18 protein-coding genes are annotated in these 17,885 nt (G+C 67.1%); 5 read left to right on the forward strand and 13 right to left on the reverse strand.

Features of this window, described 5'->3' with window-relative positions:
- The 12 genes from V6N07_RS17865 to V6N07_RS17920 are packed head-to-tail and all read right to left on the reverse strand — an operon-like array spanning position 1 to position 10,745.
- On the reverse strand, positions 1-1,683 hold the full coding sequence (locus tag V6N07_RS17865; RefSeq protein ID WP_371158316.1) for a TrbI/VirB10 family protein: 1,683 nt from the start codon (positions 1,681-1,683) through the stop codon (positions 1-3).
- A 2-nt stretch (positions 1,684-1,685) separates the two neighbouring features.
- Complete coding sequence (locus V6N07_RS17870; protein WP_371158318.1) at positions 1,686-2,441, reverse strand: TrbG/VirB9 family P-type conjugative transfer protein; 756 nt, start codon at positions 2,439-2,441, stop codon at positions 1,686-1,688.
- 6 nt (positions 2,442-2,447) lie between these two features.
- Complete coding sequence (locus V6N07_RS17875) at positions 2,448-3,101, reverse strand: virB8 family protein (protein ID WP_371158320.1); 654 nt, start codon at positions 3,099-3,101, stop codon at positions 2,448-2,450.
- Positions 3,102-3,123: 22 nt separating this feature from the next.
- The gene (locus V6N07_RS17880; protein WP_371158322.1) at positions 3,124-4,158 is read right to left on the reverse strand and encodes a type IV secretion system protein; all 1,035 of its coding nucleotides are present in this window, start codon (positions 4,156-4,158) and stop codon (positions 3,124-3,126) included.
- A gap of 1 nt (position 4,159) precedes the next feature.
- The gene (locus tag V6N07_RS17885; protein ID WP_371158324.1) at positions 4,160-4,660 is read right to left on the reverse strand and encodes a hypothetical protein; all 501 of its coding nucleotides are present in this window, start codon (positions 4,658-4,660) and stop codon (positions 4,160-4,162) included.
- The gene (locus V6N07_RS17890) at positions 4,657-5,460 is read right to left on the reverse strand and encodes a type IV secretion system protein (protein ID WP_371158325.1); all 804 of its coding nucleotides are present in this window, start codon (positions 5,458-5,460) and stop codon (positions 4,657-4,659) included. The genes V6N07_RS17885 and V6N07_RS17890 overlap by 4 nt, the downstream gene beginning before the upstream one ends.
- A complete protein-coding gene (locus V6N07_RS17895) occupies positions 5,457-6,563 on the reverse strand; it encodes a lytic transglycosylase domain-containing protein (protein ID WP_371158327.1) in 1,107 nt (368 codons plus the stop codon). Before V6N07_RS17895 ends, V6N07_RS17890 begins: the two co-directional genes overlap by 4 nt.
- 4 nt (positions 6,564-6,567) lie before the next feature.
- Complete coding sequence (locus V6N07_RS17900; RefSeq protein ID WP_371158329.1) at positions 6,568-6,750, reverse strand: hypothetical protein; 183 nt, start codon at positions 6,748-6,750, stop codon at positions 6,568-6,570.
- The gene (locus V6N07_RS17905) at positions 6,750-9,404 is read right to left on the reverse strand and encodes a VirB3 family type IV secretion system protein (protein ID WP_371158331.1); all 2,655 of its coding nucleotides are present in this window, start codon (positions 9,402-9,404) and stop codon (positions 6,750-6,752) included. The genes V6N07_RS17900 and V6N07_RS17905 overlap by 1 nt, the downstream gene beginning before the upstream one ends.
- Before the next feature lie 56 nt (positions 9,405-9,460).
- Positions 9,461-9,748: a TrbC/VirB2 family protein gene (locus V6N07_RS17910; protein WP_371158333.1), complete on the reverse strand. Its 288-nt coding sequence runs from the start codon at positions 9,746-9,748 to the stop codon at positions 9,461-9,463.
- A gap of 12 nt (positions 9,749-9,760) precedes the next feature.
- Positions 9,761-10,414 (reverse strand): lytic transglycosylase domain-containing protein, encoded by a 654-nt coding sequence (locus V6N07_RS17915; protein WP_371158335.1) that lies wholly within the window; start codon positions 10,412-10,414, stop codon positions 9,761-9,763.
- Positions 10,407-10,745 carry a hypothetical protein gene (locus V6N07_RS17920; protein ID WP_371158337.1) on the reverse strand — a complete coding sequence of 113 codons (339 nt, stop codon included), beginning with the start codon at positions 10,743-10,745 and terminating at the stop codon, positions 10,407-10,409. Before V6N07_RS17920 ends, V6N07_RS17915 begins: the two co-directional genes overlap by 8 nt.
- Before the next feature lie 271 nt (positions 10,746-11,016).
- Between V6N07_RS17920 and V6N07_RS17925 the strand changes: the two genes are divergently transcribed.
- Together V6N07_RS17925 and V6N07_RS17930 are read left to right on the forward strand one after the other, a co-directional pair.
- The gene (locus V6N07_RS17925) at positions 11,017-11,310 is read left to right on the forward strand and encodes a hypothetical protein (protein WP_371158339.1); all 294 of its coding nucleotides are present in this window, start codon (positions 11,017-11,019) and stop codon (positions 11,308-11,310) included.
- A gap of 128 nt (positions 11,311-11,438) precedes the next feature.
- A complete protein-coding gene (locus tag V6N07_RS17930; protein WP_371158341.1) occupies positions 11,439-12,125 on the forward strand; it encodes a hypothetical protein in 687 nt (228 codons plus the stop codon).
- 10 nt (positions 12,126-12,135) lie between these two features.
- Here the strand turns inward: V6N07_RS17930 and V6N07_RS17935 are convergent, their stop codons facing one another.
- Positions 12,136-13,185, reverse strand: coding sequence for a replication initiator protein A (locus V6N07_RS17935; protein WP_371158343.1), 1,050 nt, complete (start codon positions 13,183-13,185; stop codon positions 12,136-12,138).
- A gap of 823 nt (positions 13,186-14,008) precedes the next feature.
- On the opposite strand from V6N07_RS17935, the gene V6N07_RS17940 reads away from it, so the two are divergent.
- The 3 genes from V6N07_RS17940 to V6N07_RS17950 all read left to right on the forward strand — a co-directional run bounded on the left by V6N07_RS17940 (position 14,009) and on the right by V6N07_RS17950 (position 17,793).
- Entirely contained in the window at positions 14,009-15,025 is a 1,017-nt protein-coding gene (locus tag V6N07_RS17940) for an ArdC family protein (protein ID WP_371158345.1), read from the forward strand.
- Between the two features lie 88 nt (positions 15,026-15,113).
- Entirely contained in the window at positions 15,114-15,509 is a 396-nt protein-coding gene (locus tag V6N07_RS17945; RefSeq protein WP_371158347.1) for a DUF3768 domain-containing protein, read from the forward strand.
- Positions 15,510-15,645: 136 nt separating this feature from the next.
- The gene (locus tag V6N07_RS17950) at positions 15,646-17,793 is read left to right on the forward strand and encodes a ParB/RepB/Spo0J family partition protein (protein WP_371158349.1); all 2,148 of its coding nucleotides are present in this window, start codon (positions 15,646-15,648) and stop codon (positions 17,791-17,793) included.
- Positions 17,794-17,885: the final 92 nt, after the last annotated feature.

Here is a 17,885-nt window from a genome sequence, read left to right on the forward strand (position 1 = left end):
TTACTTCAGAGGCAGGCCGGTCCCGAAGCCTGACGCCCCGACGAAGGCAGGGTCCAACTGCGAGAAGAGTTCGATGTCGCGGTCCACGATCACTGTCACGGCGGAACCGATATCCACGCGGATTACCGGGGGCAGGGTGGCGTACTGCTCCACGGCCGAACTGGTCGCGCCCACGAGGTTGCCTGTTACGTCCTCGCCGATCTGGACCTCGACCTCGCTGTCGGCGTTCGCCGCCGCAATGGCCGGCGCGGCGCTCACGAGGCTGATCAGGGCCGCGCCACCGAAGCGCTGGAAGAACCGGCTGTCGACGTCGCCGGTGAGGCCGGAGCGGCCCTGCGCGTCGCCGCCGAAGGCCGAGATCCGTACGCTCTGACCGTCGGGCGTGACGATGCGCTGCCAACCGACAAGGATACGCGACTGTCCGAGGCTCACGTCTGAGGAATACTGGCCAAAAAGACGCGAGCCGGGCGGCACGAGGACCTGGCTGCCGTCGAAGGACCAGATCGGCCGCGTGACCATCGCCACAACGGGGCCGGGCAGGGCGGAGTCGATGGCCGTCTCGAGCGAGGCCTCAATGAGCGTGCCCTGCAGGACCGTGTTCGACGGATTGGCGATGAACTCGGCGACGGAGGCCTCCGTGCCGCCGCCGACCGCAGAGACGAAGCCGCGTTGCAGTTCGTCGCGCGAGGGCAAGCGGCCTTGGCCGAACGGTCCGTTCGCCGCCGTCAGGCCGCTATCCGTCGCCGCGCCGGGGCTGCCGTTAGCGCTGGCGCCGATCGCGCGCTGGTCGAAGATGACGCCCGGGGACTCGATCCGGGCCTCGCGCAGCGCTTGCTGCTCGGCGCGCCGGGCCTCTAGCTCGGCACGGCGCGACGACTCGTCCGCGAGGGCGGCACGACGCTGCTCCTCCTCGATTCGCGCAAGGCGCTGCCGCTCGGCCTCCATCTGTCGCTGCCGTTCGAGGTCCAGTCGCTGCGCTTCGCGAGCCAGTTCGGCCTCCAGCGCACGAGCCTCACGGGCCGCTTCCTCCTCCCGGCGAAGTTCGGACTCGAGGCGAAGGCGGCGTTCGGTCTCGGTTGCGTCGGGGCCCGCTGGGCGGGCCTGTAGCAGCGCTTCGAGCCGCTCGTTCTGCTCGGCCAGGGATCGGATCAGCCCGTCCTGCTCGGAGGCACGGTCCTCGGCCTCGGCGGCCTGCCGGGCGAGCTGGTTCTGGAACTCTCCTGTTAGCTGCTCAATTGAGGCGGCGTTCTGCTCCTGCGCCTCGGCCAGGGCGGCGGCGAGCTGCTGAGCGAGCGTCGCCTGCTCGGCCTCGGCTGCCTCGTTCAGCCCACGCAATTCGTCCTGCAGGGCGGCAATGTTCTCCTGCAGGGCGGCGTTACGGCGCTCCAGTTCCTCCGCCTGTGCGTCGAGCTGGTCGGTGATCGGGCCGATGTCGAAGCTCTCGCGCTCGACGATCACGGTCGTGTCGCCGTCCTCCGGGGCGATGCGGCCAATGCCGCGCCCGTCGTCGCGCTCATCCTGGAACTCATCCGTGCCCGAGGTGATGATCCGAGGAGGCCCCTCGGGGAAGACGATCGGGTAGGCAAGCAGGCCGATCACGACGAGCAGCGCGAGCCCTAGCAGGCCTTTGGCCCAGGCGGGCGTGCCGCCTGTCCGGCGGCGACGATCTTCGGTCTCAGCCATCGTCAGAACTCCAGCGCGGCGAGGGTGACGACTTCGACCTCGGCGCCGGTCTGGCCACCCGCCACCCGGGCGATGCAGAGGTACTCGTCGCCGACCCGCAGCGTGTAGGACGGGTGCAGCCCCGCGACCTTCACCACGCGGCCCTGCATGGAAGAATTGGTCGTCACCTCACGGCCCGACGCATTCACACGGAAGATCGACGGCCGGATGTCAGGCGGGAACTCGAAGAACGTGTTCCGCCCGTCGTTCCAGACCCGCAACGGCCGAAATGAAGTCTCGCCTGAGAAGGCGTAGCCCGTGTCGCGAATCCCGCCGAGGCCCGCGACGCGCTGCTCACGAACCGGGCGATCGTCTGGAAAGTCTATGACCACGCGGAAGGTGTGGTTGCGGCCGCGGCCTTCGGTCAGCGCGAAGGCGATGGCGCGGCGCGAGGTGTAGATCGTCATGTTCGTCGCGGCGCCCTGGACGACCGGCTTCACCGAGACGGTGTGCCGGTTCGAAAGCACCTCGACCTCGAAGCTCTCGCTGTCGCCGAGCAGTACCTGGTTGATCCGCTCGCCGCGACCGAGTTCGATGGCGGTGTTGACGAGCACATGCGTGTCGACGCGAATGACGTCCACGGGGTTGTAGGCGACTTGGCGGACGCGGGCGTCTTGGCCTAAGGAGGTCGGCGCACGTTCGGCTAGGGCGCTGTCGCCGAACACAAAAACAGCCCCAACCGTCAATCCAATAATGTTTATTATGTAACGCAGCGTCATTTGTGTTCAGCCTCCCAGCGTCTCGGCATCGACCTGATAGGTTGTCACGCGGAAACCGAGCGGGTTCTCCCAGACGCGCTCCAGCCGCCGTTCGCGGCGCGGATCGAACTTGAAGCCGACCGTCGCGACGAAGGCGCGCGTGACCGGCTGCGACCGTGCGCGGCGGAGCGTCTTCTCGAAGCGGACTTGTGCCACCGTCGGCTCAAGGAAGTTGATCGCCCGGATGCGAACTGAGACTTCGGCACCGCTACCGTAGAGCCGTGGCGGGTAATCCGCGTTGTCGGTGTCGTCCGTCCACAGCCGTTGTAGCGAGGCCCGCGCCGGTCCGGTCGAGCGACGCTGCACGCCTTCAAGCCGCTCCTGGATCCCGGCACGGATGAAGCTCTCGCGATCCGTGACATATCCGACGAGCAGCGCCTCCTTCACCGCCGTCTCCTCGCTGATCCCGACCGGCTGGACCTGCACGATGCGCTCGGCGTCGCCGGTCGTGCGATCGACGAGCACCGTGAAGACCTCTGTCTCGCGCAGCGGCATTATCACGATGATCGCGACGGCCAGCAGTGCAGCCATCCCGGTCGCGACGCTCGCGACCGTCCAGGCGATCCGGGCACTGCGGCGCGGTCCCAGCACTAGATCGACGTCGAACCCGTAGTCCGTCATGTTCCCGTCCCCCTCTCTCGTCTCATTGGCCGCGCGCCGCACGCTCGCGCTGCTGCACCGCCAAGAGGTGCTGCACGCGCGTCGCGCCGGTATATCCGGCCTGCTGTGCCTTAGTCGTTGGTGCGTTCGCATCGCGGCCTTGCGCGGCTTGGATGACGCCGGACATGACCCCGGCGCTTGCCCCGACCCCTTTCCCGGCGGCACGGCTGCCGCGGCCCGTGGCCGCCATCGCCTGACGCTCGGTCCGCGAGGCGATGGCCCCGAGCGCAATCCCTGTCTGGGCGAGCGACTGCGCGAAGCTCGGAACGAGGACCATCAGCCCTGCGCCCAGCATCATCACGACGATGAAACCGGTAATGTCGCCGATGGTCTCGACCGAGGCGGTGTCGGGCACGATGGTCTCGCCCGCGGTGATCGTGAACCCGGCCATCGCGGCCGTCAGCATCGGCACGAAAGCGAAGCCGAGCGCGAGCTTCACGAAGGCCTCGAAGAGCGGCGCCGATTGCTTGAAGAGCGTCGTGGCGATGGCAAGCGGCGCGACCATGATCAGTACGCCAAGCATCAGCTTCGCCGCCGAGATCACGACGATGCTGACGACCGCCATGAGCGCCGCGATCACGAACATCACCACGCCCGCGATGGCGCCGGCGAGGAAGCCGCCGTTCTCGCTGACGGCGTTTCCAACGTCGAGCGCACGCTCGTAGAGCTCATCGAGTCCGGCGTAGAGGTCCGTGCCCGCGTCCCCGGTGATCTCGCCCAGGACGGTCGCCCCGAACCGTGCCGGTGCGCCGGTCAGCGCGTCGTAGACGGCGAAGAAGTTGCCAAAGCTCGAGACGAAGATGACGATCGCGACGAGGCGCACGATCAGCCCGAGTCCGTTCTGCAGCGTCATCGGGATCGCCTGGATGGCGAGGTTCAGGCCCACGAGCACCACGACGAGCACGCCGCCAATCTGCACGACGGGCAGCACGGCCGCGCCGACGGCATCGTAGGCGCTCGCCCCAATGGAGGCGACGGTCGCATCGACCGCGGTCAGGACATCCTCGATAACGGCCATCTCAGTCCTCCCGGCAGGCCGTGCCGTAGAAGTCGGCGTAGATTGCCCGCGCATCGCGGCCGGCCTCTTGTGCGAAGCGCCGTAGAGGGACGACATCGTCGGGGCCGACCTCCGCGGGCGCCTTACCGATGACCGCTTGGGTGAACTGCTCGAATGTCACGACGCTGCGGGGGCATGCGCATATTTCCTGCTCCGCCGCCGCCAGCCGCGCGAAGAGGCCGAAGGACTCGTTCACCCTGCCCCAGTGCGCCCAGTGGCTTTCGAAGACCTCGAGCCGTGGCGCTTCCTGCTCGCAGAGCGGCCCGGCCGCGGTAGCGAAGAAATGCATCCCGCGCGACCGCATCTCGCGCATCAACTCAACCAAACGGTCGCCATCACCGGCCTCGGTCACCTCGACGGCAAGGTCGGTCAGCTGGTCGGCCGAGAGCTCCGTCACGTCCTGCGCGAAACCTATCGTCGGAGCAGCGATCACTGCCGCTGCAATGAGGAAGCAGCGCATCATTCGCCTCCCTCGTAGTCGCCGCCGAAGTCGAAGAAGGCCCGCTGCCGCGCCTGCTCGGCCGCCCAGTTCACGCCGGTCTGCCCGGTCGCGAGCCCGGCCGCCGCGTTGAGCCGCCACATCTGGCCCAGCATGAAGTTCGTTTCCGCCGCCATGCGGGTGTTCAGGTCGACGCTCTCCTTCAGCGTCGCCTGATCGCCGATCGCGTCCACGAGGCCGTCGATCCGCTCCAGGCTCGCGGCCGCCTCCTCGTAGGCCATCTGCGAGGCCGCCATCGCCGTGGCGTTGGTCGCCGCCGTCTGGGCGATGATCTGGCCCTGCCCGCCCTCGTCGTTCGACAGGCCCGCGAGGGTCGGCTGGTCGAAGCCCGCCGTCTCCAGCGTCTCGCGCAGCGCCTCCTGCGCACGGCGCTCGCCCATCGTCACCTCGTCGTCGAGCAGGCTGTCGAGGATGTCGTCCCAGTCGCCGACCGAGAGGCTGCCGATCAGCCCATCGAGGTCCGCGATCTTCGCGGCGCGCGAGCGCAGATCCTCTGCGGAGTTGTAGAGGTCGGCGATCCCGTTCAATCCCGAGATCGAGCCCAGGATGCCTTCGAGGTTGGTGATCTGCTCAAGACTCAACTCGACCTGACGGCGCAGTTCCTCGATCTGAGCGAGCTGGTTTTCGGCGTCGCGCAGCGCGGCCTGCAACTGCTCGATGTTCTGCGCCAAGTTCGAGCCGTCGATAACCGGCACGCCCTGCGCGCCTACGACCGTAGGAAGGGCGGCGAGCAGCGCCGCCGCGATCGTGCCTCTGACGGTCATCCGTCGTACCTCCAGAACTGTGTTTGTTCGAGCTGGTCCGCCGCCTCGGTCAGGCCGCGCGCGGCCTCGACGCGGACGGCGGCCACGCGCTGGCGCAGGTGCAGCGCCAGGATGCGGGCCCGCTCGGCCGCCATGTACGTATTGTGGTCCACCGCCTCCTTCGCGGAGGCCGGCTCGGCCCGGCGCAGCAGCTCGTAGGAGCGGCGCATGGCGGCATCGAGCTGCCCGCCCATATGTGCGCCGTAGCCCATCGACGCATCCGCCCAGTTGCCCCAGGCGGCGTTCGCCCCGTCGACGCCGGTCAGCGTGCCGACGGTTTCGAGCGAGGTGATCTGCGACAGGTACTCGTCGTAGTACTGCCGGATGCGGACGACGTAGTTCTGCGTCTCCTCGAAGGGCGGCACGCCCCCGTAGCGGTTCACGTTGCCCGGGCCCGCGTTGTAGGCGGCCAATGCGTAGTCGATCCGCCGGTAGGTGTTCAGCTGCGTGAGGATGTAGCGGGCGCCGCCGTCGAGGTTCTCCCACGGGTCGCGCGGGTTCACCCCGAGATCGGAGGCCGTGCCGGGCATCAGCTGACAGAATCCCATCGCACCTGCATGGCTGACGGCCGCGTTGTTGAAGCGCGACTCCTGCTTGATCAGCGACTGGAAGAGGATGCGCCACGTGACCGGGTTCAGCCCGCCCGCAGCCACGCCGGGATGGTCCTGATAGCGGCGCGCAGTCTCGATGATCATCCGCTCGACGGAGGCGCCCTCGCCGAAGAGACGGTCCGCGTCTGGGTGAACGTCGTCGATCGGGTACGCCGCGTCGGCGCTCGGGAAGTCCTCCCCTGCCCCGGTTTCGAACCCCGACACGTCCCAGGTGCCCGTCGTCTCTCCGAGGAAGCGCTCATAGGCTTCGAGCTGCTGCTGCTCGAGGTCGCTTTGCTCCTCGCGCGTCTCCAGCTTCGTGCCCTGCTGGATCGCGTCGCGCGCCGCCTCCTCGATCCGCGAGAGCGCGTTCGCCAGCCGGCTGCCGTCGATCACGGGCACGCCCTGCCCGGCTGCCCCGAGCGGGACGAGCAGAAGGGCTGTCGCGGTGGCGAGGGCGAAACTGCGCGTCATTAGATCAGAACCGCTGGAAGTCGCAGTCGTCGGACGCGGCGGGTTCGCCAGACCCACGAGTGCTGACGAAGGCCAGGGCGGTGCCGCTCGACGGCTCCGCGCCGAAGCAAGGCGACCGCTTGCCGGTCGGGGTGCCCGCGCAGCCTGCGAGGGCCGCCGCGCAGGCGAGAAGCAGGAGGGCCCGCATCACGTCATCTCCTTCCAGAAATCGGGGTTCTCGCGCCAGCCGTAGGGCGCGCGGTCCTCTCCGGACCGCCCGCCGCCGAGCACCGTCAGCAGCGGTCCGAGGCCGCTCAGATCCATGTCTACGAAGACGCTGTCCGCGCCCGAGCGCACGAGCGCCGTTCGCATTCCGGCGATGCCTTCGGAGAGGAAGCCCGCCTCGCGCTCGTTGAGTCGCAAGATGCGGTAGTCCTCTGGGTTCGCCCGGGCGTTCGGGAAGAGCAGCTGTGTCGCAACGCTCTCGGCGATGATCTGTCCCACCTTCGAGCGCTCCAGGTGGCCGGTCGTCTGGGTCAGCATGACGACGACGCAGTTCTTCTTGCGCATCGTCACCAGCCAGTCGTGCAGGCGGCGCTCGAAGATCGGATCGTCGAGCATCTTCCACGCCTCGTCGATGACGATCAGCGTGGGCCGCCGGTCCTCGATCACCCGCTCCACTCGTCGGAAGAGGTAGGCCAGCGTCGCCGACCGTTCGGCGTCGAGGTCCAGGATCTCGCTCATGTCGATGCCGAGGACATCCTCCCCAATCTCGATCCGCCCGCCCTCGGCCTTCGAGAAGAGCCAGCCGTATCGGCCCGTCGCCGTCCATTCGCGAACGCGGGCGACGAGGTCGCCGTCGTCGTCCGTCGAGGCCACGAGGCTCTCCAGTCCCGCGAAGCTGCGCAGCTCCGGCTCGGCCTGCACGATCTGGCGCACAGCCTGGCTCAGCGCGACGGTCTGCGCCGTCTCCAGCGGCCGGGTGCGTGACAGGATGTCGTTGAGCCAGTCCGTCAGCCAAGCCGCCCCCCGCTCGTCGACCTCGGTCAGGAATGGGTTCAGCCCCGTCGCCTCGCCTACGCGGATGGACCCGTAGGCACCGCCCATGGCGCGCAAGGCCATCTCCAGACCTTGGTCCTTGTCGAAGGCGATGATGCGCGCGCCGACCCGCCGGGCCTGCGCCATGAGGAAGGCTGTGCCGAGAGTCTTGCCCGAGCCCGTCCGGCCTAGCACCAGCGCATGCCCCGGCGGTGGCTCGTCGCCGCGCCGTCCGGCTTCGTGGAAGTTGAAGCGATAGGCCGAGGCCGCGACCGTCGGCAGGACCGTGACGACCTCGCCCCAGGGCGCCTCGTCCCTCGTCCGCCCGGGGCGGGTGGCGTGGAAGGCGGCGGCGTCCGCGAAGTTGTCGGCCGAGACGAGAACCGAGCGCGTCCTGTGCGACCAGTTCCCCGGCGCCTGCGCGAAGAACATGGTCGAGGCCACGCCCTTCACGAAGCCGTAGTCGGCCCGCTCGCGGATCACGGTCGCGCCGGTCTCCTGCGCGGCGCGCCAGACCTCGGAGGCCGCACGCTCCAACGCCTCCTCGCTCTCGGCCGTCACCATGACGGAGAAGTGGTGGACGCCGTAGCTCTGCCGCCCCGAAGCGACGTTGTCGGCCGAGATCTCCAGCGCCTCCGCGTCCGACTGCGCTGCGTCATCCGTCGCTTTCATCTGGCGGCGCGCGAGCTTCATCTTCTCGACGACGAGGTTGCCCCGAAGCGGCGTGAAGCTGTTCGTCACGGTCAGATCGAAGGGCAGCTCCAGCCCGTCGAACATCGTCGCGGCCGTCTGCGGCATGTAGGCGTGCAGCGAGAACAGCGCGCCGAACCGCTTGCGCTGGCCGTTGTCGATCTCGACCGCCTTGCCGCGGAAGGTGAACGTGCTGTCCACGATCGCGTCTGCCACGAACTGCCCTGGCAGGGCGTAGCGCTTCTGGTAGGCCTGACCTTGGATCGCGCCGAGCAGTCCGAGCCATTCGCCGGAGGAGACCGTCAGGCGGCGGTAGCCGCCCTCGCCCACCGTCCGCTCCAGCAGCCGCATCGCCTCATCCAGGCGCTCCAATCGATCCGCCATCTCCGCCCGGAACTCCGCTCGCTCGGCTTTCGGACGGAACAGCTTCGTCACGCCCATCCGGTCGGCGATGGACGGGCGCATCAGGATGGAGACCATCAGCACGCGACGCTTCAGGTCGCGCCGCCCGATCTCGCGCCGCCAGCGCCGATCGACGGCCGCGGTGAACGGATCCTCCTCGGCGGGCGTGACGGCGAGGTCCGCCGGCACCGTCACCTTGCTTACGTAGAAGCCGAAGCGCTCCCCGAGCGAGCTGGTGAGCCGCGCGAAGTCGATGGCCTGCCGGTCGACGTCCACATCCTCGGAGGTGAAGCTGTCGAGCCCGCCGATCACGGCCGACGCCATCAGGTCGCCCTGTCGCAGGAGCAGCGCGTCGTCGGTGACGGCCGAGAGATACGGCAGGTGCGCCCCGGCAGGGTCTTCTTTCAGGATCGCCTTGCCTGCAAGTTGGGGCGCGGCCTTGTTGGGAACTTGGATCGCGGGGCCGTATGCGTCCCCGTCGTGCTCGCCCTTGTTCCGCGTCGGCGGCGTCGCGCGATAGACGACGGAGCCGATTTCGAAGAGATGCGGATTGCGGTCGGCCACGACCCAGAGGACCGGCCAACCGACGAGGAAGAGCAGCAGGAAGCGGATGTCGTCCGACAGCACGAACGGGATCACGCTGACGAAGATCAGCCCGATGAAGTAGCCGATCGGCAAGCCGAAGAACTTCGGCGGCCGGGTCAGGCCCAGGAATACCGGTGTCGTCCGCATCTGTCCCTCCCGCAGAGTGGCGGGGACGAGCGTCGCGCCCGTCCCCGGCCCGTCGATCAGTCTCCGGGTGCCGCGAAGCCGTCGATGATGGTCTCGGCCGAGAACACCAGGACGACGCCCGCGAGGATGGCGAGGAACCACTGCCAGTTGAGGCGGCCCGAGAACATCGCGAAGCCGGCCGCGACCAGCGCGAGCACGGCGACCAGCCGTCCGATCGGGCCGGTCAGCGCAGTGACGACTGTTTCGAGCATGTTCTCGACGGGATCGAGATCTTGGGCGATCGCTGGCTCGACGAGAGCGAGCGAAGCGAGGCCGCACATCGCGGCAAGCCTGAGAGAGCGCATGAAGATCATCTCCTAAGACGTTGAGGCGCTGTAGATTGCGAGGACGCGCCGCACATGCGCCTGCGTCTCGCGGTAAGGTGGGATGCCGCCATAGCGCGCGACCGCTTCGGGCCCCGCATTGTAGGCGGCGAGGGCCAGCTCGGCGGAGCCGAAGCGTTCCATCTGCGCGAACAGGTAGCGAGCGGACCCGTCGAGGTTCTCGGCCGGATCGTGGGGATCGACGCCTAGCTCCGCGGCGGTCTCGGGCATCAGCTGCCCAAGGCCGACCGCGCCGACGGGCGAGACCGCGCTCTGCCGGAAGCCGCTCTCGACGGCGACATTGGCGCGGAAGAGCGCCATCCATTCCCCGCCGCTCAAGCCAGCCCGGCGCAGGCCGGGATGGGCAGCATAGCGGAGTGCCGTGTCCGCGATCGCGGCCTCGATGTGAGCTGGTGCGCGGCGCACGATCTTCCCGCGCGTCGAGACGCTCGATACCGTCGTCTCGACGGGGGTGTTCGCGCTATCCGGCTCGGTCTCGCGTGGCGGACGGTCGAGATCCAGCACGCCCGCAACGAGACCGCTGCTCGCCCGCTCGCGATTGCCGAATTCGCCCGACGTCAAATCGAGCACGTTCGCCGCGACCGGGCTTCCGGCCGTCAGGAGAGCGAGCGCTGCCGCCTTATCCAATGTTCTCCGCGTGCACCTGTCCACGTGCCCACACCCCCATCTGTCCCTCCGACAGGGGTATCTGCGGCAGGTCGATGCCCAGATCGGTCGCGAGCCGCACAAGCCCGTGCACCGATCGAATGACCTTCGGCTCTCGTGAACGCTGCGTAACGAGCAATTCGCGCACGCTCTTCGCGTCTTCGTCGGTCGAGCAAACATAGAGCCGCCACTCGCCACACCAGACGCTCCCTTCACGCCAAGCCGAGGTCAGGCATTCGACCTCAATACGTCCCCCGTCATCGAGCGCCTCTTCGACATCACAGAGAGTTCGCACGGGTGTTTCGATCGCCATTCGCTCGCCAAACCCGACCGGACGACCGATCAGGGTCCCTCAAAGTTCGCTTGGCAATCTCCCGTCTGCGACACCTGCAGATTGCGCTCGACAGGATGTGTAAGGGGTTATACTTAGACCTGCAAGCGGAACCGATTGTCGCAGTGCCGGGCCATTTTTCATTGGGCGGGAATGCGCCTTCCGACGTCGGAAGGCGCACGATCACCCAGTGTCCGTGCGTATGGCCGGTTGACGAACACAGTTCCTGGCGAGGACAACATGAGAAACAGTCGTGCAGTCGACCTTCGCGATCCTAATCATGCTGATAGCCGCGCCGACGGCTGCTCAACCTTTCGATCGCTTCGACGGCACGCCCTACTGCCTCCCGCCCGTCCGGCCCCTCCTACCAATCTCCGCCGATCTACTTCGCGAATATCGCGTCGAGTTGGGAACCGAGTTCTCAGAGTACTTCGATCTCGCCGGAGCCTACCTGCGCTGCCTCGATGCGGCGGGGGCCGCGACGCGCCAAGAGATCGTAGCCGCCATCGCCGACTACGAGCGTCTCGAAGGGGAGAATCCGCCTTGATACGAAAATTAGCCGGTGTGGCGGGGAATAGGTGTTACAACCCGACGGCAATCACCGCCAATTGTGGTGTGGTATCGAAAGGAGTCGGCCGAGTCTGGACGAGTGCGCGCAGGCGCGTCAACGCTACCTTGGCGGCTGCGACCGTGACGCTCCTGCCAGGTACGGCATCCGCCTACCAGATCGACTGCGCGATCCTGCTCTGCCTCTCAGGCGGCTGGCCGACCTCGGCGCCCTGCGCCGCCGCGCGTGCCGAGTTCATTCGGCGCGTCACGCCTTGGCCGATCGAGCCGCCCTTACAGATCTGGCGTTGCCCGATGCGGGCGGCCTACGAGGCCGACGACACGTCGTCCAATCTCGACTGGCTGTTGGAAGCCGCGTCGGACGAACCCGAACGGCAGTCCGTCCCTGGCGATGCCCGCAACTGGTCGGCGGCTCCGATCCCCACCGTTGCTTACAGCGCGGTCGAAGACTTCGCCCTACGGCTCGCCCAAGGGGTCTCGCAGGGAGCCGACATCGACATCAGCGATCCCGCCTTCGACTTCGTCCGCTCGATCCGCGTCTACCACGTCAGCTACGCGCGACAGCGGGAGAACTGGGAAGGCGACTGCAACCGCTCCGCCTCCGTCCGCCTCGGCACCTATGGGCCGCAGGGCGAGTTCGCCTGGCGCTCCTCGACACCCGACGCGCTGCCGACCGCGCACTCTGGCCTCGAGAACTATGGGCGTCACTGCCCTCAGATCTGGTCTCATCGCTCGGTCTTCGTCGATTGGCGAGACTACGAGGGTAACTATGGCTTCGAGCAGGTGAACTACTAGGGTTGCCCCGCTAAGGCCGACCGCGCTTCTCGAACCAACGCCGGCAAAAGCCCAAGAACGCCTTGTCGGGATATTTTGGCGCATCGAGACCGCCATCCACCATCCAACCCAGCCATTCCTGCTGCAGGTGGTATACATCCCATCCAGGTGCGAGGTCGCGCGCCTTCTCGAACGTATCAGGCTCCAGATGAATCACCGGACGTGCCTCATCCGGAGCCACCTCATGCATGGAGCCACGGTTCACGAACACGACGACGTCCGTGTCTCCATTCAAAGCGACCGAATAGTCGGGCAAGTGATCGTGTTCGACGAGGTGTCTGATCGAGCGTCGGAACTCCTTCACCGAAGACTTCGACCCCGACTTCTTGTGGAGGTTCTCCAAGCTGATCGACCACGTCTGCTGACGCCCGCAGTGCTTTCTCGCGATCTCGTAAACCCTGCGCTCAATTGGCTTGCGAAGACGAAAGTAGTCCTTGTGAAGCGTCAGCACTTCCTGCGCGCGAATCGCGTTGAACACCCAGTCGGACAGCTTGACCTCGCACCAGAGCAAACGCCCATCGTTCCCGTGCTTACGCCGGATCGACGCCGCATCGATGAGACCGAAGGTATCGTACTGCTCTTCATCACCAGTCTTGATATTGGTACTGATCCTCGTTCCCGCGAGGCGATCGATCGCTTCGATAAGAGCGGCGTAGTCCTTTCCCGCAGTGCCCCGGTTCGTGAAGACCAAGAGCTCCCGCGAGTTGAGGCGTATACGGTGAGACACCGGTTGCTCATTTCGTAAAGCATGCATGATCTGACTGATACAGTAGATCAGGATGTCCTTGTCATAGATTGTCGCTAGACCCTTCACCGATGGAGTGATCTCGACCCAGTGTCCATTGTGCTCATACCGCCGGATGGCAGTCTCGGGTTTCTTCGAGAGTGAGTAGAACGGATGCTCCATCTGAGGCATCACGTCCTTCAGGACAGCCCCAGCAACGTCACAGATGAACAGGTCCTCCCGCGTATGACGCGCAGGAAGAAGCTGGTCGTTCACTTGTGGAGCATCTTGCGCCATGAACGTGATATTCGGGGTATCACACACCAAGTCAAGAGATTCGGGGAATCACCCACCGCAGGAGCGGGTTCGGGGTTTTACCCACCGAGGTGAGGTCCCCGATCAGGATTCGGGGTTTTACCCACCGCGCCAAACTTTCGGGGTATTACACACATCTTTTCGGGGCTTTGCCCACCAAGATTCGGGGTAACACACACCGATCATCACAGAAAATATAACGGGATCAAGTTCTTAACGGAGATCTTCGGTTCGTAACACCCTTTTAACACCTATATAACACCCATGATCATTTGAACTTGGACATCGAGATGCTCGGTCGGACGCGAGATGTAGCTCTACGTCGTTGCTTCAGCGGGCGAGCAGCGCCGATCCCGGATGCTAGCTTTGCCGCGGCGGCCTTCTGGCGCCGACCGTGTCTCACAACGTAATCGAAAGAGCCGAGAGCCAAAGCTTCGTCGACCGGGACGCGACGATCGCCGTCATTGCGATGAACGAGCCTAGCCGGATAACGTCAGGCCTGGCTGGTCAGTTAGAAGTGCATGCCGAAGCGAGCGGTGCGTGGCGCTTCCTCGTAATCTCGCAAGATCCGTCGAGGCCGCGTGGGTTCAGAACTGATTCCGATCCGGTTTCCTTCCTTACGAAGGTGGGGATCGACGAGATCGCTGTCCCGATGCGCAAGGGAAGCGAGTCTCGCCTCGGTGCAGAGCCGATCGGGAGCGTTCAGTTCGGACCGCTTTGCAGGGGACCGACGGATAAAGGATAGGAAGAGAGGAAAAGGCTGCCGCCTTCCCGGGTGTTCTAACACCCGGAGGAGGAGAGGCCGATGGCCCGGACCCCACGCAAGACCCGCAGCCGCAGCACCCAACCCAAGGTCGACGCGGCCCAGCTAATCACCGACGAGATCGTCGCCCTCCTTGAGAAGGGTACCCTGCCCTGGCGGCGACCGTGGCACATGGCGGGGGGCGGCGTGTCGTTGCGCCATGGGGGCGAGGGCTACCGGGGGATCAACGCGTTCCTCCTCGGCGTGCGCGCGGCGCTGATGGGCTATACAAGCCCGTACTGGATGACCTTCCAGCAAGCGCGGGCGATGGATGCCTGTGTTCGGAAGGGCGAGCGGTCGAGTGTGGTCGTCTACTACGGGACGGCTCGGGCGAGGGGGGTAGAAGGCGACGCCGGTCCGGACCGTTCCCAATCTGACGAAGGCACGGATGGCGGGGACAGCTACCGCTTCCTCAAGTCCTACCGGGTGTTCAACGCGGCCCAGATCGACGGGCTGGACGCGCGCTTCCACCCGGAGCCGGAGGGCGATCCGGCGGACGGTCCACGACCGATCCCGGCCTGCGAGGCGATCTTCGACGCCATCGGCGCGGACGTGTCCATCGGCGGCGACCGGGCGTGCTACGTCCCGGGCTCGGATCGCATCCACATGCCGCCCCTCGAGCGGTTCGAGAGCGCGGAGCGATACTACGCGACCCTGGGCCACGAGCATGTCCATCGAACGAAAGCGAAGGACCGGCTGGACCGTTCGTTCGGCGCATCGACCTTCGGCAACGAGGCCTACGCCAAGGAGGAACTCGTCGCCGAGCTTGGCGCCGCCCTGCTCGGGCAGCGCCTCGGCTTCACGGCGGACCATTTAGAGGATCACGCGGCGTATCTCGGATCCTGGCTCGCGATCCTTCGGGGAGACAAACGCTTCCTGTTCCGCGCCGGCGCGCAGGCACAGCGCGCCGTGGACTGGATGGTCGATGCGGCGGCGCAAGGCGGGGTGACGCTCGACGCGCCGGGGGCGGATCTCGCCGTGGAGGAGGACCCGGTGCCGGATGCCGATGTCGCGGCCTGATCCGCCTCTCCGCTTCCCGTTCCCGGGCCGTCTCTGCAGAACCGGAGGCGGCCCGTTCCAGCGTGGTCCCAGCACGAGGAGAGAGACCATGCCGAACGACACTTCACCCATCGATACGTACATCCCCGACGTGGCTCGCATCGCCGCGCAGAACGACGCCTTCCGCGCCCATGCCTGCGGAGGCGTGCCCTACCCGCCTGGACAGAGCTTGCGCGGCTGCCTGCTCTGCACCGCGGCCGTGGCCGCCAAGGGAGACGCCTTTGCCGCGGCCTGCCGCGCGGCCGTGGCGGCGCAGACGGAGTTCTCCGCTGACGACGACCCCGACGGGCTGCACGACTTCGGCGCCGTCGAGGTCCTGGGTCGCCGGGTTTGGTGGAAGATCGACCTCTACGCTGACGAGACCCTGCACTGGGGTAGTGAGCGCCCGGACGATCCGACACGCACCGTGCGCGTGTTGACGATCCTCTTCCCGGAGGACTGGTAGGGCGGCCAACTGGCCATCGAGCGCAGCGCTTCGCACCAAACATCGCACCCAGCCCAAGCCTCCGCGCCCGAAAGAGCGAGGGGGCTTCCTTCGGGCTGTGGCCGATCCGGCCACGAGAGAACCCGGAGACGAACCGATGCCCACGACCAAGACCATCACCCCCCAGCTGACCGACACGCAAGTCGCGCTGAAGGACCTGCACCTGCACCCGCTGAACGCCCGTGCGGCCTCGCCCGAGACCTACGCCGCCGACGACATCCCCGTCCTCGCCGCGTCCATCGCGACGCTAGGGCTCCTGAACCCGCTCATCGTTCAGAGGACGGAGGTCGACGGGAAGACCGTCTGGGGCGTGCTCGCCGGCGGCCGCCGCCTTACCGCCTTGCGCCTGTTGGCCGAGGACAAGGCCGCGAAGGCCTGGACGAAGACCACGAAGATCGCCTGCCGAGCGCTCAGTGAGGACATCGCCGCCGCGACCGCCATCACCGTCGCCGAGAACGTGACGCAAGCCCCGATGGACCCGCTCGACGAGTACGAGGCCTTCGCCCGCATGATCGAGGCGGGCGGGCATTCGGTCGAGAGCATCGCCAAGACCTTCGGCGTCGAGGCCCGCCGCGTGGCCGAGCGCCTGCGCTACGGCCGGGTGCACCCGGATATCCGCCGGGCCGCCCGCGAGAAACATATCACGCTCGACGTGATGAAGGCCTTCGCCACCCATCCCGACCACGCCACGCAATGGGCGGTCTTCGAGGCCACCGAGGGTCAGTACCGCCAGGCCTGGACGATCCGCGACCGGCTGGAGAAGGCCGGCCTCAAGCTCGGCTCCCTGCTCGGGCGGTTCGTCGAGGCGGAGTACCGCGCGGCCGACGGCGCGATCACGGCGGACCTGATCGAGGAGGACTCGGTCCTGACCGACGAGGCGCTGGTGGAACGGGTGCTGGAGGCCAAGCTCCAGCTCCACGCCGAAGAGGAGCGCGCCCGGCTCGGCTTCGTCTGGGCCGAGGGACGGCGCAACTGCGACTACGAGGCGCTGCGTCCCTACGGGCGGACCTACCCGAGCGTGATCGAGCCCGAAGGCGCGGCTGCCGAGCGCTGCCGGGTCATCGCCGACCGGCTGCTCGCCATCGACGAGGCGCGGAACGCCGCGGAAGAGATGGACGACGGCACCGACTTCGACGCGCTGCAGGACGAGTACGCGGAGCTGACCGAAGAGCACGAGGCGCTAACGACCGGTTGGACCGAGGAGCAGCGCGCCAAGGCCGGGGTGATCGCCCACTGGCGGTACGACCGGGTGGAGGTGGTCTACGGCCTGATCCGGCCGGAGGACATGGAGGCCAGGGCGGACGAGACGACGTCCGGCGCGAGCGGAGTCTCCGCGGGGCTTGGGCAAGCCGGAGGCGGGTCCGGCGCGGATGGTGCGACCGACGAGGGTCCCGCCCCCTTCGAGGTCGCAGCGTCGCTCGCCGCCGATCTGCGCACGGAGCGGGCTATCATGATCGGCGCCGGACTCGCAGCCGATCCCGCGCTCGCCCAGGACCTCGCCCTCTTCAAGATCGTCTCCGAACTCTGGAACGCGCACGGCACGCGCGTGTCCTGGTCGATGGGGATCTCCGCCACCCGTGGCGAGCGCCCGCATGGAAAGCCCGACGGGATGGACCAGCGCCCGGCCGAGGCCATCGCCGGTTTGCGCGAGGGCGTCGACCTGACTTGGATGGACGGTGCCCGGTCCGTGACCGAGCGGTTCGAGCGGTTCCGGCTGCTGGACGCGGACATGAAGGCCCGCATCGTCGGCGTGGCCATGGCCGAGGCGATCGCGCCGGCCGAGCTTGGCGACCACGAGGCGCTTCTCACCCACGTCGCGGGCCAGGTCGTGCCCGACATGCGCGCGGCTTGGCGTCCGACGGGGGAGGCGTTCTTCGGGCGGATCAAGAAGGCGCAGCTGCTCGACCTCCTGGCGGGCGACCTGAAGCAGCCCGAGGAGGCTGTGCGGCTCGCGACGGCGAAGAAGGTCGAGGTGGTGGACTATCTCGACCGGCTCTTCGCCGCGCCCTTCGCGACGCTCACGCCCGAGCAGCGTAAGGCCGTCGAGACATGGTGCCCGCCGGGGATGGCGATCTCCGCGCTGCGGGACCGCCACCGGGTCGAGGTCACGGATTACACGAATGCCGAGGCGGAGGTCGACGAGGACGAGGCGTTCGACGCCGACCCGGACGAAGAGTTCGGCCCGGACGACGAAGAGTACGCATCGGAGGACGTCGAGGCCGTGGCCGAAGCTGAGGCTGCCTGACGACCGACCGTTGCACGACACGGAGCCGTCCCGCCCACAGAGGGAAGGGGCGGCTCCCTTCCGTGGTGATCCATCAATCCCACGGAGAACAC

Origin of the sequence: Jannaschia sp. 2305UL9-9 (genome assembly GCF_041403465.1) — a bacterium.
Lineage (GTDB): Bacteria > Pseudomonadota > Alphaproteobacteria > Rhodobacterales > Rhodobacteraceae > Jannaschia.

Excerpts from the sequence above, each read along its gene's own strand:
- V6N07_RS17905 (WP_371158331.1), bottom strand. The coding sequence starts at position 9,404 with ATGCGGACGACACCGGTATTCCTGGGCCTGACCCGGCCGCCGAAGTTC.
- V6N07_RS17950 (WP_371158349.1), top strand. The coding sequence starts at position 15,646 with ATGCCCACGACCAAGACCATCACCCCCCAGCTGACCGACACGCAAGTC.
- V6N07_RS17875 (WP_371158320.1), bottom strand. The coding sequence starts at position 3,101 with ATGACGGACTACGGGTTCGACGTCGATCTAGTGCTGGGACCGCGCCGC.
- V6N07_RS17880 (WP_371158322.1), bottom strand. The coding sequence starts at position 4,158 with ATGGCCGTTATCGAGGATGTCCTGACCGCGGTCGATGCGACCGTCGCC.
- V6N07_RS17910 (WP_371158333.1), bottom strand. The coding sequence starts at position 9,748 with ATGCGCTCTCTCAGGCTTGCCGCGATGTGCGGCCTCGCTTCGCTCGCT.
- V6N07_RS17870 (WP_371158318.1), bottom strand. The coding sequence starts at position 2,441 with ATGACGCTGCGTTACATAATAAACATTATTGGATTGACGGTTGGGGCT.
- V6N07_RS17945 (WP_371158347.1), top strand. The coding sequence starts at position 15,114 with ATGCCGAACGACACTTCACCCATCGATACGTACATCCCCGACGTGGCT.
- V6N07_RS17940 (WP_371158345.1), top strand. The coding sequence starts at position 14,009 with ATGGCCCGGACCCCACGCAAGACCCGCAGCCGCAGCACCCAACCCAAG.
- V6N07_RS17900 (WP_371158329.1), bottom strand. The coding sequence starts at position 6,750 with ATGCGGGCCCTCCTGCTTCTCGCCTGCGCGGCGGCCCTCGCAGGCTGC.
- V6N07_RS17890 (WP_371158325.1), bottom strand. The coding sequence starts at position 5,460 with ATGACCGTCAGAGGCACGATCGCGGCGGCGCTGCTCGCCGCCCTTCCT.
- V6N07_RS17895 (WP_371158327.1), bottom strand. The coding sequence starts at position 6,563 with ATGACGCGCAGTTTCGCCCTCGCCACCGCGACAGCCCTTCTGCTCGTC.
- V6N07_RS17885 (WP_371158324.1), bottom strand. The coding sequence starts at position 4,660 with ATGATGCGCTGCTTCCTCATTGCAGCGGCAGTGATCGCTGCTCCGACG.
- V6N07_RS17865 (WP_371158316.1), bottom strand. The coding sequence starts at position 1,683 with ATGGCTGAGACCGAAGATCGTCGCCGCCGGACAGGCGGCACGCCCGCC.
- V6N07_RS17920 (WP_371158337.1), bottom strand. The coding sequence starts at position 10,745 with ATGGCGATCGAAACACCCGTGCGAACTCTCTGTGATGTCGAAGAGGCG.
- V6N07_RS17935 (WP_371158343.1), bottom strand. The coding sequence starts at position 13,185 with ATGGCGCAAGATGCTCCACAAGTGAACGACCAGCTTCTTCCTGCGCGT.